At 45.4% G+C, this 16,446-nt stretch carries 16 protein-coding genes and 2 pseudogenes; 10 read left to right on the top strand and 8 right to left on the bottom strand.

Going from position 1 to position 16,446, the window contains the following annotated elements:
- Positions 1–27: 27 nt before the first annotated feature.
- Together dat and CEF20_RS14195 are read left to right on the top strand one after the other, a co-directional pair.
- The gene (gene dat / locus CEF20_RS14200; protein ID WP_100332554.1) at positions 28–858 is read left to right on the top strand and encodes a D-amino-acid transaminase; all 831 of its coding nucleotides are present in this window, start codon (positions 28–30) and stop codon (positions 856–858) included.
- Positions 859–1,060: 202 nt separating this feature from the next.
- Positions 1,061–2,695 carry a M4 family metallopeptidase gene (locus CEF20_RS14195; RefSeq protein ID WP_100332553.1) on the top strand — a complete coding sequence of 545 codons (1,635 nt, stop codon included), beginning with the start codon at positions 1,061–1,063 and terminating at the stop codon, positions 2,693–2,695.
- 114 nt (positions 2,696–2,809) lie between these two features.
- Here the strand turns inward: CEF20_RS14195 and CEF20_RS14190 are convergent, their stop codons facing one another.
- Complete coding sequence (locus CEF20_RS14190; RefSeq protein WP_100332552.1) at positions 2,810–2,995, bottom strand: hypothetical protein; 186 nt, start codon at positions 2,993–2,995, stop codon at positions 2,810–2,812.
- 196 nt (positions 2,996–3,191) lie between these two features.
- Here CEF20_RS14190 and CEF20_RS14185 point away from each other — a divergent pair, with 196 nt between their 5' ends.
- Positions 3,192–4,097 carry an SGNH/GDSL hydrolase family protein gene (locus CEF20_RS14185; protein ID WP_100332551.1) on the top strand — a complete coding sequence of 302 codons (906 nt, stop codon included), beginning with the start codon at positions 3,192–3,194 and terminating at the stop codon, positions 4,095–4,097.
- A gap of 88 nt (positions 4,098–4,185) precedes the next feature.
- On the opposite strand, the gene CEF20_RS14180 is transcribed toward CEF20_RS14185, so the two are convergent.
- The 3 genes and pseudogenes from CEF20_RS14180 to CEF20_RS14170 form a co-directional block, all read right to left on the bottom strand.
- Entirely contained in the window at positions 4,186–5,094 is a 909-nt protein-coding gene (locus CEF20_RS14180) for a DUF6612 family protein (protein WP_100332550.1), read from the bottom strand.
- Positions 5,095–5,245: 151 nt separating this feature from the next.
- Positions 5,246–5,473 (bottom strand): annotated as a pseudogene (locus CEF20_RS14175) (cation:dicarboxylate symporter family transporter); the annotation flags it as partial.
- A gap of 145 nt (positions 5,474–5,618) precedes the next feature.
- Entirely contained in the window at positions 5,619–5,897 is a 279-nt protein-coding gene (locus CEF20_RS14170; protein WP_100332549.1) for a hypothetical protein, read from the bottom strand.
- A 345-nt stretch (positions 5,898–6,242) separates the two neighbouring features.
- Between CEF20_RS14170 and CEF20_RS16725 the strand changes: the two genes are divergently transcribed.
- Together CEF20_RS16725 and CEF20_RS14165 are read left to right on the top strand one after the other, a co-directional pair.
- Positions 6,243–6,419 (top strand): hypothetical protein, encoded by a 177-nt coding sequence (locus CEF20_RS16725; RefSeq protein WP_157796299.1) that lies wholly within the window; start codon positions 6,243–6,245, stop codon positions 6,417–6,419.
- A 27-nt stretch (positions 6,420–6,446) separates the two neighbouring features.
- Positions 6,447–6,632: a transposase gene (locus CEF20_RS14165; RefSeq protein WP_100332548.1), complete on the top strand. Its 186-nt coding sequence runs from the start codon at positions 6,447–6,449 to the stop codon at positions 6,630–6,632.
- A gap of 291 nt (positions 6,633–6,923) precedes the next feature.
- Here CEF20_RS14165 and CEF20_RS17355 read toward each other — a convergent pair whose 3' ends face one another.
- Positions 6,924–7,058 (bottom strand): hypothetical protein, encoded by a 135-nt coding sequence (locus tag CEF20_RS17355; RefSeq protein WP_269799241.1) that lies wholly within the window; start codon positions 7,056–7,058, stop codon positions 6,924–6,926.
- On the opposite strand from CEF20_RS17355, the pseudogene CEF20_RS14160 reads away from it, so the two are divergent.
- Positions 7,015–7,131 (top strand): annotated as a pseudogene (locus CEF20_RS14160) (transposase); the annotation flags it as partial. The gene CEF20_RS17355 and the pseudogene CEF20_RS14160 sit on opposite strands and share 44 nt — an antisense overlap.
- 109 nt (positions 7,132–7,240) lie before the next feature.
- Here the strand turns inward: CEF20_RS14160 and CEF20_RS14155 are convergent.
- Positions 7,241–8,503 carry a dicarboxylate/amino acid:cation symporter gene (locus CEF20_RS14155; RefSeq protein ID WP_100332546.1) on the bottom strand — a complete coding sequence of 421 codons (1,263 nt, stop codon included), beginning with the start codon at positions 8,501–8,503 and terminating at the stop codon, positions 7,241–7,243.
- A gap of 345 nt (positions 8,504–8,848) precedes the next feature.
- Positions 8,849–10,231, bottom strand: coding sequence for an NADP-specific glutamate dehydrogenase (gene gdhA, locus CEF20_RS14150; RefSeq protein WP_198508539.1), 1,383 nt, complete (start codon positions 10,229–10,231; stop codon positions 8,849–8,851).
- A 291-nt stretch (positions 10,232–10,522) separates the two neighbouring features.
- Between gdhA and CEF20_RS14145 the strand changes: the two genes are divergently transcribed.
- Entirely contained in the window at positions 10,523–11,767 is a 1,245-nt protein-coding gene (locus CEF20_RS14145) for a DUF418 domain-containing protein (protein WP_100332545.1), read from the top strand.
- An 80-nt stretch (positions 11,768–11,847) separates the two neighbouring features.
- On the opposite strand, the gene CEF20_RS14140 is transcribed toward CEF20_RS14145, so the two are convergent.
- Positions 11,848–13,194, bottom strand: coding sequence for a sodium-dependent transporter (locus CEF20_RS14140; RefSeq protein ID WP_100332891.1), 1,347 nt, complete (start codon positions 13,192–13,194; stop codon positions 11,848–11,850).
- Positions 13,195–13,243: 49 nt separating this feature from the next.
- On the opposite strand from CEF20_RS14140, the gene CEF20_RS16720 reads away from it, so the two are divergent.
- From CEF20_RS16720 to CEF20_RS14125, 3 genes are all read left to right on the top strand, one after another.
- Positions 13,244–13,405: a hypothetical protein gene (locus CEF20_RS16720; RefSeq protein ID WP_232713544.1), complete on the top strand. Its 162-nt coding sequence runs from the start codon at positions 13,244–13,246 to the stop codon at positions 13,403–13,405.
- 214 nt (positions 13,406–13,619) lie between these two features.
- The gene (gene purU, locus CEF20_RS14135) at positions 13,620–14,522 is read left to right on the top strand and encodes a formyltetrahydrofolate deformylase (protein WP_100332544.1); all 903 of its coding nucleotides are present in this window, start codon (positions 13,620–13,622) and stop codon (positions 14,520–14,522) included.
- A 783-nt stretch (positions 14,523–15,305) separates the two neighbouring features.
- On the top strand, positions 15,306–16,397 hold the full coding sequence (locus CEF20_RS14125; protein WP_100332542.1) for a Delta(10) desaturase DesB: 1,092 nt from the start codon (positions 15,306–15,308) through the stop codon (positions 16,395–16,397).
- Positions 16,398–16,446: the final 49 nt, after the last annotated feature.

The raw sequence follows: 16,446 nt of genomic DNA, 5'->3' as shown, positions 1-16,446 counted from the left end.
GTAATGAGAAAGGGCAGGTGGGAAAACGTGGAGTTAGCTTACTTTAATGGAAGAATGGTCGGGATAGATGAAGCGGTTGTGCCGATTGATGAACGCGGGCATCAATTTGGAGACGGCGTATATGAAGTCATACGTTTTTATCGCAGTAAACCGTTTAGGATGGAAGAACATATAAAGCGGCTGTATAACAGCGCCGAGGCGATCAAGCTTGAAATCGGATGCCGTCCGGCTGAACTGAAGGAAAAGATGCTTGAGCTGGCGGCCAAGAGCGGCTTAGAGGATGCGGATTTGTACATGCAGGCAACAAGAGGAATGGCGCCGCGCAGCCATATCTTTCCCAGCTGTCCGGCTTCGATATCCATGACAATCAAGCCGGCCCGCCATGTACCGGAAGAAGCAAGAAAGCGCGGCGCGAAGGTTCTGCTTGTAGAAGACGAGCGCTGGAAAAATTGCTATATCAAATCATTAAATTTGCTGCCCAATGTGCTGGCCAAGCAAGAAGCGGCAGAACATGACTGTGATGAAGCTATTCTTGTCCGGGACGGCTTTATTACAGAAGGAGCGAGCTCGAATTTCTTTATAGTGAAAGACGGGTGCGTGCGCACAGCGCCGCTGACTAGACAAATATTGCCGGGGATTACTCGCATGGCTGTTCAATCCATCGCCGATGAACTAAAGATTCCATTTATAGAGCAGGCTTTTACCGCAGAGGATTTATACGGTGCGCAAGAGGCTTTCTTAACCAGCACCAGCTCGGAAATTATGCCTGTCACGATCGCGGATGAACAGCCTATAGGCGGCGGCAAACCCGGGGAGATTACTTTAAAGCTGTTTCAGCACTTTCAAACAAAACTATAAAAAGCAAAGGACTTTGTTCTCTGCAGGGGGGGCGAGTCCTTTTTTTTTGGCGTTTCGAACGGAGGAGCCTTACTGCACAAACGGGAGGGAACGGTTTTTAATATGAAACATTTTTACCATTAAGTTCATACAAAAGAAATATTTACATTATCTGAATATAGAAATACAATTTTAACCACATCACCTAAAGGAGGAAGATGATATGAATAAAAGGTTTGCTGGAATAGTAGGAACCATTACCCTGTCGGCCGCGATTTTTGCTGCTGGTATGCCGCAAGAGGCATTGGCGGAATCCCCTTCATGGAAAATTAACCCGCACGCTGCTGTTCAATGGGACAAGTCTAAGAAGGGGGAAAAGGATCCTTCCTTCATCAGAGGCAGCTTGTCCAAAGCGAAGGTGAAGGGACAAGCAGATGTGAAGAGATTTATGAAAGAAAACCCAGATGTATTTGGCCTCAAAAACGTGGAAGCGCGTTTGAAGCTAGTAGGTAAAGAGACGGATGAAATGGGGATTACTCACTACACCTTTCAGCCGGTAATCCAAGGGGTTCCAATTAGTGACTCCAAGTACAAGATTCACGTGGGCCAAGACGGCCAGATCCTTGCAGCAAACGGCGAATTGCATGCGAATGCGCCGGATAAAATCAAGCAAACTAGAAAGCTGTCAAACAAGCAGGCGATTCAAATCGCATGGAACCATATTCAGGTAAACCCGAAGGAGCTCAAGAAGAAGATTCAAACAAAAGATGGCCAGTCCCTTGAGGTTTTGACTGAGAACAGCGATTTAGCTGTATACCATGAAAACGGAAAGTATGCATTGGCTTACCAGGTTCAATTGCAATTTGCCTCTCCTGAGCCCGGCAATTGGCGCATTTGGGTTAATGCCGAGAACGGAGCCGTTTTAAAGGCGGTCAATCAAATCGAAGAAGCTGTGGGAACCGGAACGGGTGTGCTTGGGGATACAAAATCATTGAATACATATTTTGAAAATAATAACCATTATTTAATTGACACGACTAAGCCAATGAACGGCAATATTTATACGCTGGATAATTATAATTATGAATTTGACATGCTGCCGGGCTCCTACATTACAGATAGCGACAATGTTTTTAATGAGGAAAGACATACAGCTGCGGTCGATGCTCATTATTATGCTGGGCAGGTATATGATTATTATAACGATCAATTTGGCAGAAACAGCTACGATGATCAAGGCGCGAACTTAATCTCTACTGTACACTTTGGAAATGATTACAACAATGCTGCGTGGCTTGGAAATCAAATGATTTATGGCGATGGGGACGGGGAGACTTTCGCACCTCTCTCAGGGGCATTAGACGTGGTCGCCCATGAATTAACGCATGCTGTAACGGATTATTCTGCTGATTTAGTATATGAAAACCAGCCTGGCGCATTAAATGAATCATTTTCTGATGTGTTTGGGTATTTCTTAGACCCGGAAGATTGGCTAATGGGAGAGGATGTATATACACCAAATGTCAGCGGCGATGCTTTAAGAAGCATGTCTCATCCTAATCTGTACAATCAGCCGGATCATATGAACGAATATATGAATCTTCCTAATACAAAAGAAGGAGATCATGGCGGCGTCCATTATAATAGCGGCATTCCTAATAAAGCGGCTTATCACACCATTCATGCTTTAGGCAAAGAAAAATCTGAGCAAATTTATTACCGGGCGCTAACGGTCTATTTAACGCCGAACAGTGATTTTGCTGATGCCAAGCAAGCCTTAATACAAGCGGCTGCAGATTTATATGGTTCCGCAGCGGGATCTGCCGTTGAAGCAGCATGGAATCAAGTCGGAGTGTAAAATCAACATCGTTTAATATCCTATTCATAGACTGCTAGTTGGACTAGCAGTCTATTTGGTATCCACAGACAAACTGGGATTTCAGGAAATCTGCAGGAAGCCTTCTTCTTATCCTTATGGAGCGGCTGCCCATTTCTCTTCGTAAGCACTATTTACAATAGCTGCTGCTTGCTCGGCTTGCGGAGACAAAAAGGAAACCGATTCTTCCTTAATGGGGTAAAGCTTCTCTCCCGAATAGCTGTGAATATTGACCAGCCCTTTAAAATCAGTCGGATAGTGAATAAGCATTCCTGTATACATAAAATTATTGGATAATTATTTGTTTGTTCATGAGACTGTCTTCGAAACGGGAATCCATTCGGCCAAGGCAGATACCGTTGCGTTTAAGCTGCAAGGATCGTCAGTTTTTCATGAAAACTTAGCTTATAGCCTTTAGAAATTAAGTTATAATAAAAATTAATTACCGCATATCCGTAAGAGAGAGGAGGAGAACTGCATGAGTAAGCGAATGTATTTGCATGTACTGGTCATCCTGTTTGCCGCCGCCTCTTTCTGGCCGGTGAACGCGGAGGCGTCAGACGTGCATTATCGGGCGTTGGGGGATTCGCTGGCGGCCGGACAAACCCCAAATAAAGAAATCGGCGCCGGCTACGCTGATATGATCGCGCTCGCTTTACAGCAGTCGGGCCGTTTGGACAGCTTTTCTAAGCAGTGGTCCTTTCCCGGCTATACAACGGAGCAGGTGCTGCAGCGATTATCCCAAGAGGCTGTTCGCCAAGACCTTCAAAACGCCAGCTTGATTACGATTTCAGCAGGAGCCAATGATGTGCTGCCTTTAATTAAAAACGACCATATTCGCGGCACGCTGAGCTATGAAGCGATCCCGGTTGCTTTTGCCCTGAACCGTGTCCGAGAAAACTATGGAAAGATACTGCGGGAGCTGGAAAGAGTGAGTCCCGGGGCTGAGGTGTATGCAATGGGCTACTACTTCCCTTACCCTCATGTAAGGGAACAGCTTAAGCCCGCTGCCGGTAAACAGATGTCGCTTTTGAACCAAGTCATTCAGCAAGAAGCGGAGAAGGCGGGCGCTCATTTTGTATCTGTGGAAGAAGCGTTTGGCTCTGACGCCGACAGGCTTATTCCAAACAGGTCAGATGTCCACCCTGCACCTCAAGGCTATTGGCATATGGCCAACCAATTTCTTCATGTCTATACAAACGGTGCGGTGAGTTTGCCGAAAGCCGTGCTGAAGACATTGCCGAAGCCGGTCCCCCTTTCGAAGATGAGGCAAGAAACTGAGGAGGAAGAAGAAAAGCAGGAAAATCGGAACAGAGCAAATGCCCAGCCTATAACTGCGGCGCATGTCAAAGGCTGCGATCGGGAAGGAAATGTCATCGGCTGATCTTTACCCTGAACCTGAACAGGAAAAGCGGACGGTTTCTCCGATAAGAGAGACCGTCCGCCTGTCATGGCCGGATAGACTTTAATCGTTACTGTTTCGAGGAGGGAGCAGGGCTGTTCCCTGCCGGCGGTAATTGGATTTCTTGCGCGTTTTTGACAACCTCTTCAGGAACCGTGATCGGTTTCACTTGATTGAAGTTGCTGTAAAGGGCACTCATGGTTTGAGAAGTCTTCATTTGGTTGCCCTCCATATCCATCGTCATATCCATTTCTACATCCATTTTCTTCGTTTGGAATGTCTTTTTGTCCAGATAGATTGTATAGATGCTGTTTTCAACCTTCATGCCTTTCATCATTTCCTTCATCATCGCTTCAGCTTCTTTGCCCTGCGCTCCTTGAGTCATTTGAGACATTTGCGATTCAATTAATTGATTAAATTTATCGCCTTTAGCGTTTAGCTTTAATACGTAATCGTCTTTCGTTTGCTCAAATGTGAAATCGTCCTTAAATTGAGCAAGCTGCTTCAACTGTTCTTTCGGATCTGCTTGCTGCTTCGAAAATTTCATAATCTGTCCGTACATTTCTTGAGGCATCTTGATCCATTGGCCTTTCTCCGGATCCTTCATGTAGAAGCCGTTTTCAGTCATATAGGATTCAATGTTCATCGGCTTTCCTGCTTCAGCCCCGTCTCCTTCCAGTTTCATTGTTCCCGTCTGATAAAGGGCGAGCGGGTCGATCGTTAGGTCCATCTTCATGTCCGTGGCCGTATTTAACTTTATATTTTCTTTCGGATAATCGACCGTCTGCAGCATGTCAATGTCCGCACTCATGCTTTTCGTTTCTTTGGAGGTTTCCATCGCCTTATTAAACACTTCTCCAAGCGTCATTTCACTGGTTTCTTCTTTGGGTGTTTCAGGAGTGGGCTTTGCTGTTTCATTACAAGCCGCCAGTCCAAGCGTCAGTACGCCTGCTGTCATCCATTTCATCCAATTTTTCAAGTTCATTTCCTCCTCTCTCTTTGTCTGTCACCTATTATATACGATTCAACGGGGAAAAGGTTTCATTTCATCCAAAAATAAGCAAAAATTCCTGGTTATTGGGATGGGCAGCAAAAAAAGCGGAGGCGAGAGACTCCGCTTTTTGCTTAGTTCAGCGGCTGCAGGACAGCTGCTGCTTCATCCAGTTCTTCCCCTCCACGAGCCGGGTCACGAGCATCGCACAAACCGTATTTCCGGTTGAGTTGATCAGGGTGGCCGGCGCATCGATAATGGTGCTGATGACAGCGATGATCGGCAGCGCTTCTGGAGGAAATCCAAATACGCTTAAGATGAGCATCTCACCGATCATCCCGCCGCCGGGAATAGCGCCCATCACCGCATTTCTAAAATGTTTACTTATCCAACATTCTTAGTAAATCTTAAATAATTCTCGCTCAAAATTAACCATTAATTCAATCCAGAAATAGGTCTTCTATGCAATATCATTTAGGTCATTCTGTTTTGTATAGGGTCGAAACAATGAACTATTTTTTTTTTAACAAAACTACATAAGTAGCAGAACAAAGGAAGAGAACTACACCAACTGCAAGCGAAATACTTAAAAAGTTACGTGGCATAAAGCCTATAGAGAAAATCAAAAAGAATATAGATGCTACAAAAAAGCGATCTCCCCTTGTTTCATTATCTAACCGACTCCAATTTAAGAAGATTATAATATAAGCTAATGGTGCAAAACAAAAAGCAATTATCAAAAAAGGTGTGCTTTTTAAATACCAAGGAAATTCATTTTCAATATCTTTCACAAAACTCACCCCCTTACAATTAATTGGTTCATCACCGTAACGTGGGGTTGACTCTAAAAAGACTGAATAATTCGATATAAAACACTATCAAAAAGTGAAAACTTACGTATCGTCATTGTTGACCAGACAAACCATGATAGGAGTCTTCTTATTGTCCTCTAAGTTTATCAAAATGATGTTGCTGTTCCCATCTTTTTTTACCATTTATTTTCCTTCTGAGGAAGAACCAGCTGTTTTTCGTGTCTCTGCCCCAGCGCAATGTATTTTATGTCCGATTTGTTTTGGAAAAACACATCGTCGTGACTATGTTTGGCACCTTGATACGTTTTGGAGATGGAACTTGCCATGCCTCGCCAGCGTTGCACGTGTTGCGGGTTTGCCTTTACAGATGACTATGAGCTTGGTTTGATTCGTTCCTCCACGGATTCCTTTCGTCGTGAAATCGTGCGTTGGTGTTATGGACGCGCCTTGCCGGATGTAGCGCGAGAGTACGATATTTCTTATACCACGTTAGAACGCTGATTTTATACGTATGTGCCTGAAAAGCTCATGAAAGAAAAGGCTCAGCACCTTTGCGTCGATGAATTTGCACTGCGTAAAGGGCGTTCCTATGCAACAAGTGTATTAGATGCGGACACCGGATGTATTTTAGCGATTGTGCCGCAACGTGATCAAACAGCGATGGCCTCTGCTTTTGTGAAAGAGACCGGAAAGATTTCAAACGGTGGTCAGTGATTTTTCCTAGCTATGGCGAAGGCGATTCATGTCCTTGATCGCTTTCATTCGATTCAATTTTTCACCGAAGTGTTACGTAAGTGAAGCAAAAAAGCATCATCACGTACGTTTCATCGACCGTTGTCTGATTCGTTGTCCAAGGAATGTAAACCGAAGAATAAAGAGGATTCGTTGCCCAGTAGTGCCAGGAAGATCGGCATGTGAAGCATTTTGATCAATCGTTACAGCACATGCGTTATGTCCTCAAGTCCAGTATGAGACGACAAGCTGAAAGACGATTAAATGAGTGGTTCAAACGGTATCCGTTTCATGATTGTGGAGCGATTTCAAAACCTTGATTACAGGTGAAAAAGCGTTGTTGGAAACGATCATTTCACCGCTTTCTAACGGAATCATGGAGGGGACAAACAATAAAATTAAACTCATCAAAAGAAGTGGTTTTGGGTACCGCAACGCCCCACATTTTTTCCTGCGCCTTCGCTTGGAAACCGGGCGGTGATTTTGTCACCCCCGACTATTGGTGAGGAACCAAAAATAAGCAAAAATTCCTGGTTATTGGGAGGGGCAGCAAAAAAAGCGGAAGCGAGAGACTCCGCTTTTTGCTTAGTTCAGCGGCTGCAGGAAAGCTGCTGTTTCATCCAGTTCTTTCCCTCCACGAGCCGGGTCACGAGCATCGCACAAACTGTATTTCCGGTTGAGTTGATCAGGGTGGCCGGCGCATCGATAATGGTGCTGATGACAGCGATGATCGGCAGCACTTCTGGAGGAAATCCAAATACGCTTAAGATGAGCATCTCACCGATCATCCCGCCGCCGGGAATAGCGCCCATCACCGCCCCGACCAGGAAGGAGACGCCGAGGATGCTCAATATGCTGGTGAAGCTTGTCATATCCTGGCCGAATAAGGAAAAGAGAAAGACAATTTTCAAGACACCGCCCAGTACGGATCCGTCTTTATGGGTGTTTGCTCCGAGCGGAATGATCGTTTCCGCAATATCTTTAGGTACGCCCATTCTTTTAACGGCGGTTAAGTTAGCAGGGATGCTGGCGGCGCTTGAGCAAGTAGCTAAAGCCGTCACAGATGGCGTCGCTGCCTGTTGCCAAAACATCTTGACTCCGGCCTTTCCCCCGGCAATAAAGGCGTAAAGCGTGAAAAAGCCGAAATAATACACAACCGTTAAGCCGATATACAGAGCGAATGTCCGAGCATAGCCGCCAAGAATTTGCGGACCGAGCTCCCCGATAATTGCCGCAAAGTAGCAGCCAAGCCCAATCGGAGCGTAATACATAACGATGGCGACCATCTTCATCATGACGGCTGTTCCCGATGACAAGAAGTTCGCCATCGGCTTGCCGTGCTCTTTCGATAAAGCGGTAGCGAGGCCAAATATAATGGAAAAGACAATCAGCTGCAGCATATTGCTTTTGGAAAGTAGAAGAGAAAAGTCAGATACTGTAAAGGTGCTGACGAGATGTCCGAGAAAGCTGATCTCTTCTGCTTGCGCTTCCTTCGGGCTGAAATCTTTCATCAGGTCTTTAATCGCTGCTACATCGGTATGGTCTAACGGATTGAAAAGCGCTGTGCCTGCAAAGCCAATAACAGCGGCAATCGCGGCCGTAATAAGAAACACGAGAAAGATGCTGCCCATAATTCTTCCTAAGCGTTTCATACCATCCATGCTGGCAATCGCCGAAGCAATGCTGAAGAAGACGAGCGGGACAATGATCATAAACATCAGATTTAAGAATAAGTCCCCAAACGGTTTGGCAACCGCCGCTTTAGGACCGAAAATGATACCAGCTATTCCGCCGGTCATAATGGCGGCTAACAGAAGAAAAGTAAATTGATAACTTTTCAAGAATTTTTTCATGGATGTTCCAGCCCTTCTTTTACTGATAAAATAAACAACCTACTTATATTAGTATGTTTAGAGAAAAATGAACAGGCAGCTCCTTCCTTTTTTTCAGTTTAAGGGATTAAGTGCGGGCTCCGCGGGCGTAAGTCTGAGTGTGCCATCACGATTCAGCTTGTTCTCTTGGAACGTAAAAAAGAGTGCAGATAAAGTCTGGGATGACTTTATCTGCACTCTTTGATAAGAGCTGATGGTTTTATTCCGCAAGTAAGATGCTAGCCTGCAGATGCTGAAACTCTTTGTTTTCTTTTCAGCAGCGGTGGACGAAAAACCTTTTGCTGACAAGAAGGTTCACTTTCTTTACTACACAATTCCTTGGTCCATCATCGCATCAGCCACTTTCAGGAAACCGGCGATGTTGGCACCGACAACAAGATTCCCTTGATAACCGAATTCCTCCGCTGCTTGAATGCTATTTTGGTAAATGGTCTTCATAATCGTATGCAGCTTGGCATCCACTTCCTCAAACGTCCATGGCACGCGCATGCTGTTTTGGGCCATTTCAAGCGCTGAGACGGCTACACCACCAGCGTTTGCTGCTTTCGCAGGAGCAAATAAAATGCCGGCCTGCAAGAAAGCGTCGATGGCTTCAAGCGTACAAGGCATATTCGCGCCTTCGCCAATCGCCTTCACATTATTGCTGATCAGAGCAGCAGCATCCGCTTCATTGATTTCATTCTGAGTGGCGCATGGAAGAGCGATGTCACAAGGAATGGTCCAAATGCCTGAGCAGCCTTCCGTATACTCTGCTTCAGGGTGTTCTTTGACATACTCACTAATGCGCTTTCTCTCTACTTCTTTGATGCGTTTAACAGTGTCAAGCTTAATGCCGTTTGGATCGTAGATATAACCGCTGGAATCGCTGCAGGCCACGACTTTGGCGCCAAGCTGTGTAGCTTTTTCAATGGCGTAAATCGAAACATTTCCAGATCCGGAAACGACAACGGTGCTGTTTTCAAAGCTTAGGCCGCTGTCCTTCAGCATTTCCGCAACGAAGTAAACGGTGCCGTAGCCCGTTGCTTCCGTCCGGGCCAAGCTGCCGCCGTAATGCAGGCCTTTTCCTGTTAGCACACCGGCATGGTACGCGTTTTGAATTCTTTTATATTGGCCAAACATATAGCCGATTTCCCGCGCGCCTACACCGATATCGCCCGCAGGAACATCGGTATCCGGTCCGATGTGCCGGGCTAGCTCTGTCATAAAGCTTTGCGTAAAGCGCATCACTTCCGCATCGGATTTGCCTTTCGGATCAAAATCGGAGCCGCCTTTCCCGCCGCCGATCGGCTGGCCGGTCAAAGAGTTTTTAAAGATCTGTTCAAATCCCAGGAATTTAATGATGCTCGCATTAACAGAAGGATGAAAACGAAGCCCGCCTTTGTACGGGCCGAGCGCACTGTTAAATTGGACGCGGAAACCGCGGTTCACTTGAACTTTTCCTTGATCATCTACCCAAGGAACGCGAAACATAATAAAGCGCTCCGGTTCCACGACACGTTCAAGAATCCCGCCTTCCATATACTTAGGATATTTAGCGAAAACCGGCACAAGTGAATCAAGAATTTCTTTCGTCGCTTGATGAAATTCACTTTCTCCCGGATTCCGTTTTTTTATGGTTTCATATACTTGATTTACATAATGCTGAGCAGTTTGCATAGTGTTTTGGGCTGCTTCTTTCGTAATAGCCATCGTGTTATCCCACCCGTTAATTGAATTTATAAACAATTTATTCTATTTAAATAATAATGCTCCTTAATTGATATCGTCAATGCCAATAAGATATATAATTAATGCTATAATGAGATTAAATGGAAAAATCGCATGAATACATAAGAAATAGATGCCTATTTTCTATTAATCTTATATCCTTTAGAGTGCAAATTGAAACATTTTTCCGAAAACAAGGTGCTGCTAAATGGAAAATCAGGTATTCTTTTATAGATAGTAAGAAAATAATTTGTGGAAGGATCATCCAAGTGAGTGATCTTTATATGGAGGAGGGAGAATACGAAGAAAACATTAGCTCCGCTGCCTTTACAAGAACGAGTGGCTGTAATTGACGTGTTGAGGGGGGTTGCTTTATTTGGCATTATTGTGGCAAATATCTTATGGTTTCTTTATCCTGTCTATTTGCAAAAAGACCCGTCTTTCAAAAATGAATGGACCGCTTTTTGGCATTCAAGTGACTATGCTCTCCAAACGCTCATTGCGATGTTTATTGACGGAAAATTTATCATGCTGTTTTCGATGCTGTTCGGCTTTGGCATGGTGATCATGCAGGAGCGAACGGTGGATAAAGGGCTGAATTTTTGGGTGATGTATTCGCGCAGGCTGCTTGCTTTGCTCATCTTCGGATTAGTCCATGCTTATGTCATTTGGTTCGGGGACATTTTAACCGATTATGCGATTCTTGGCTTGCTGCTGCTGATGATGCACCGTTTCCGGCCGAGAGCGATGCTTCTCATCAGTGGGATCGTCTATGGACTGTATTTTCTGATGACCGTCGCTGGTGCTTTCATGCTGGATGGTTATGAGGGAGAACAGCTCACTGAAACGGAACGTCAAGCGATTCAATCGACCATCAGCGCCCATCAAGAGGGAACGTTGCAAGAGCTATTGCAAGCAAATGTTGCTGAACGGTCGTTTTATACAATGAGAAATGGGATGGAGATGCTGGTTAATGGAAATCCTTTCGTTTACTTGTTCACCGCGCTGCCTTATATGATGATGTTTTTGTTTGGCGCCTACGTTGCCAAGCGGAAATGGGTGCAGCAATTTCAGGAGCATCGCAAAGGCTTTTTGATCGTTTGGCTGCTCTGCTTGCTCAGCGGGGGATTTTTCAGCTGGGGACTCCCTTTCCTCATGTCCAATCCGATGGGGGAGAAGCTGATTCAATATGTCAGCTCGCCGCTATTGACGGTCTTTTACGCGGTGACGATTTTGTTCCTGTATGATCGGGCTAAAGGAAGAGCCTTATTGCACTGGCTTTCCTTTCCGGGGCGGATGGCGCTGACCAATTATATTATGCAGTCTGTCATCTGCACTTTCCTGTTCGGGCCGTTTGGCTTTGGTGTGTACGGCAAGCTTCATTTGACGGCAGCCGTGGCTATTGCGATTGCCGTCTTTATCCTCCAAGTGCTTGTGAGCAGATGGTGGCTGTCGAGATTCCGCTATGGGCCGCTGGAGCGGGTATGGCGGTCGATCACGTATTGGCGACTGGTCTAAAAGAACAAAGCTAGGAAGCCTTTAAAGCAGATATGGAAAAAAACAGCTGGAGAAAAGCGATGGGCTTTTCTCCAGCTGTTTTATCCGATCACACCGAGTGAATGAAGGAAGACAATTATAATGGTCAGCGGTACTACCCATTGCATGAGCAGCCTCCAAGCGGCATAAGTGCCTGAAGAAAGCTCGCGGCCAAGCATGAATTCCGTTTTCACCAGCTTTTCGTTCATTCGCCAAGAGATAAACAAGGCGATAAATAAATTTCCGAGCGGAAGCAAAATGTTGCTGACGAGATAATCGGTCGCATCAAAGACCGTTTTGCCGAAAAGCTGGACATCGGCAAGCGTGCTTGAAGAAAGAGCGGCTGGAATGCCGGCGATAAACACGATGATTCCCGCAGCCCAGGCAATCTTCTTTCTATTTATGCCGCTATTTTTAACAAAGGCAGCTACAATGATTTCCAACAAGCTGAAGGAGGAAGTTAAGGTAGCAAATAAAAACAGCAGCAAGAACATACATAAAAACAGCTCGCCGAATGGCAGGTGTGAAAAGACAGCAGGCAGTACAGTGAATAATAACCCGGGGCCTTCAGTGGGCTCAAAGCCAAAGGCAAATACGACCGGAAAAATGGCCAATCCCGCAAGAAGGGACACAAAGACGTTCATGATCGCCACCGAGCCGGCTGAGACGGGAATGCTAACCCTCTTATTTAAATAGGAGCTGTACGTTACCATGCAGGAAAAGCCAACAGCAAGCGAGAAGAAGGATTGTCCGAGAGCATAAAGCACCGCGTCGCCCGTAATTTTCGAAAAATCAGGCTGCAGAAAAAAGCGTACGCCTTCCATCGCTCCCTCAAGCGTCAGGGAGCGAATGACCAGGATAATAAAAAAGATAAATAACAGCGGCATCATGTATTTGCTTGCTTTTTCAATCCCATTTTGTACACCGGATGCAATGACATTTACATTGATCAGCAGAAAAGCAGCTAATCCGCCGATGGTGATCAGCGGTGAGCTGATCACCTGTCCGAACAGCGCTCCGTAATCGGCGCTGCTATTGATTACTTTTCCTCCAAGCGCCATGATGGTGTACGTCAGGACCCAGCCGCCGACCACGCTGTAAAAGGACAGCAGCAAGAAGCAGCCGATTACACCAAGCCTTCCAATCAGCGTCCATACGCTCTGAGGCGCTAGTTTTTTATAAGCGCTGACGGCTTCATTTCCCGAGCCGCGTCCGATAATAAATTCTGAAATCAGCATCGGCAAGCCGATGAGTATGGTAAATAAAATAAATAATAATAGAAAGGCACCGCCGCCACTTTGGCCGGTGACATACGGGAACTTCCAGATAGCTCCCAGCCCGATGGCGGCACCGGCTGAGGATAGAATGAATCCGAGCCGGGATGACCATTGTTCTTTTTTCTCCATCATCGTCCTCCTGTTCTGCCAAGCTTTTTCATTATGAACTATATAAGGCTTTATGAGCAAATTCATGATATGGGAAGGAGGCGCTGCTGCGGCACTTCCAAACGTCGTTTTAGCACTAGACGGGCTGGCTGTTGCTTTTCGGGCCGAATCCTCCTCATCGGAAAGAGGCTTATTCGGCCCGATGACCAAACAAACCCTTTCTACTATATCATGAAGCGCCGGACTTTTTGGATGAATGGGGCAAAAAGCTAGCATTGATTTTTCCCGGCCGATTCGAAGGAGAAGCATCAGGCGCTTTTTATCCTTTTAGGTGAGAAGACTCCGCTTGTTCTTACGGGATAATTGGCTATATACTTTCAGAAAATTATTTTCATTCTAATTTTATTGCAGTATAATGGATAATCATCGAGAAAAGGCAGGTACATAGGATGAAAACGAACGTTCATACGAATTCTTCTATAGGGGAGCAAAAGAAGGGCAGCCGGGGAAGACTTCTTGTTAAATGTCCGGATCGTCCGGGAATTGTCGCGGCCATTTCGAAATTTTTATATGAGCATCAAGCCAACATTATCGAATCCAATCAATATTCGAACAATCCGCAAGGCGGTACTTTTTTTATCCGCGTGGAGTTTGATTGTCCTAGATTAGCGGAGCTTGCGGAAGAAATGGAAGAGGATTTCGAACAGCTGGCCGCTGAATTTGCGATGGAGTATCAGTTTACGTATGCCGAGGAAAGAAAGCGGACGGCGATCTTTGTCTCTAAGGAGCCTCATTGTTTGCTTGAATTGCTTTGGGAGTGGCAAAGCGGTGATTTGCCAACAGATATCGCGCTTGTAATCAGCAATCATGAAAATGCCAGAGCAATGGTTGAGGCGCTGGGGATTCCTTTCTATTATATTCCAGCTAATAAAGAGATCCGCAAGCAAGTAGAAGAGGAACAAATACGATTGTTAAAAGAGCATCAAGTGGATGTGATCGTGCTCGCTCGGTACATGCAGATTTTGACGGCAGATTTTGTCAGCCATTTTCCGAATCAGATTATTAATATTCACCACTCATTTCTGCCGGCCTTCATCGGTGCCAGACCGTATGAGCGCGCTTATGAACGCGGGGTAAAGCTGATCGGGGCGACCTCTCATTATGTAACCAACGACCTTGACGAAGGGCCGATTATTGAACAGGATATCGAGCGGGTTACTCATCGTGATCAGGTGAGTGAATTAAAGAAAATTGGCCAGTCGATTGAACGCCGGGTGCTCGCCCGTGCAGTGAAATGGCATTTAGAAGACCGCGTCATCGTTCACGAAAATAAGACGATCATATTCCATTAATCAGCAGAGGACTGTCTGATAAGAAACTGTATGATAAACTCAGAATTTATCATAGGTGTTGGAAGGGGAGTCTTTTGCGGTACGAGGTAAACTATAACAAAAGGGATGACGGCGAGGGCAGGGACTGTCCCCGTATTTGAAATAGGCATCCAAATAATTTTTAAACAGCCAGTTGTCGGTATCGTACCGGCGACTGGCTGTTTAGTTTCGTTTGAATACGAGTATGATTTCATTTTCTGCTGGATAACTGATGATTGTACCCATAAGAGCAACACCTCCAAGGTGGTTATTGGTACTTTAATCCAGCTTTGATCATAAAACAAATGAAGGGGATCATCCGGAGCTCAAGCGATAAGTGAGCCCCCTACTCATAATAGGCGCTGGTTGCGTTCAGTCCTTATGAATGGACGAAGAAAGAGAAAGAATACCTTCATTTTGTTTTTCTCCGCGGCTGAATAAAACAGCCATGTTTGCTTAGTCTAGTAGGTATAAGCCTATGCGCGGTGATCGGGGGCGTTTAATTTATACATAATGGAGGAAATAAAAAAATGAGAAACCGCGGCGGCCGAAGAAACCAAAAACGAATATCCTCCCCCTGTGATGTAAGCAGCCATAGGAAAAAATCCCTAATTTGAGAATGTATTGCCTAGGGTTAAGATCTAACTTTAATACCTAGTGTTAAATTTATTGACAAGTATGAAAATAAAGTGCTAGGATACAGGAATAACATGTATTTTGCTGATTTGACTAAGCAGATTATTTTTGAAAAGAGGGAAGTATATAGTGAAAGAGCTTCATTCATTTGGCTGGTATGCGGCCCGCATCGCACCGCATCTGCCTAAAAAAGCCTTCAAGCCGGTTCCTCAGCGATTATGGGGCGGCTTAGCCTATTTAATCATTGTCATAGCTGGGATTTTGACGATTGCATTGACGGAGTTTAATATATGGATCAACCTGCTGGTTGCGTTCATTCTGGGTTTTTCCTTTGCTTCTATGGGGTTTCTCGGGCATGAAATTTTGCATGGCACGGTTGTCAGAAAAGCTTGGCTTCGCGACTTAACCGGAGGGATCGCTTTTTTTCCATTAAGCACGGGACCGCGCTTGTGGAGAAAATGGCATAATATGACTCACCATGTTCATACACAGGATGAGGAGAAGGATCCGGATGCATGGCCAACTATTGAACAATTCGCTAAAAGCAGCGTAATGAAATGGATCTATAAGCTGCCGCTTTCGGTTCGGGGATTTTTAGGGATGGCCTTTTTGGCAATTACCTTCACCTTCCACTCGCTCCGGATGTTCAAACGCTTTATTACAGAATTTAAACCGAATAAGCGCTTTTCTGTGTGGATGCAGCTGCTTCTTCCGTGGGCGGTATGGATAGGATTATTATTCCTCATTGGACCGCTGAAATGGCTTTTCGCGTTTTTGATTCCTTTATTGATCGGAAACTTTATCGTGATGGCTTATATCGCTACGAATCATCGCTTAAATTCATTGACGCCGGTCAATGATCCGCTGGCCAACAGCTTGACCGTTACGGTTCCTAAATGGGTGGATGTGCTTCATTTCAACTTCTCTTATCACACTGAGCATCACCTGTTTCCGGGGATGAGTTCAAAATATTATCCGCTTGTGAAAGCTGAATTGAAAAAGCACTGGGCGGATCGTTATCATGAAATGCCGATGCTCCAGGCGTTAGCGGCATTATATAAAACGCCGCGCATCTATCGGGCTAAAACCGAGCTGGTGGACCCGGTTCCGGGCGCGGCATACGGTACACTGGGACATGGATTGGACCCTGAAAACATTCAAGTTAAGGCGGAGAAAAGCGAGGCATCTAAATCAAAACCCCGCGGCTCTATGGGCGGGTAGCTGACGAAAGAGGCAGATTGTCCACAATCCGCCTCTTTTTATGTGATCA

Origin of the sequence: Bacillus xiapuensis (genome assembly GCF_002797355.1) — a bacterium.
In the GTDB taxonomy this organism is placed as follows: domain Bacteria; phylum Bacillota; class Bacilli; order Bacillales; family Domibacillaceae; genus Bacillus_CE; species Bacillus_CE xiapuensis.
This window is presented reverse-complemented; position numbering and strand designations above follow the sequence as displayed.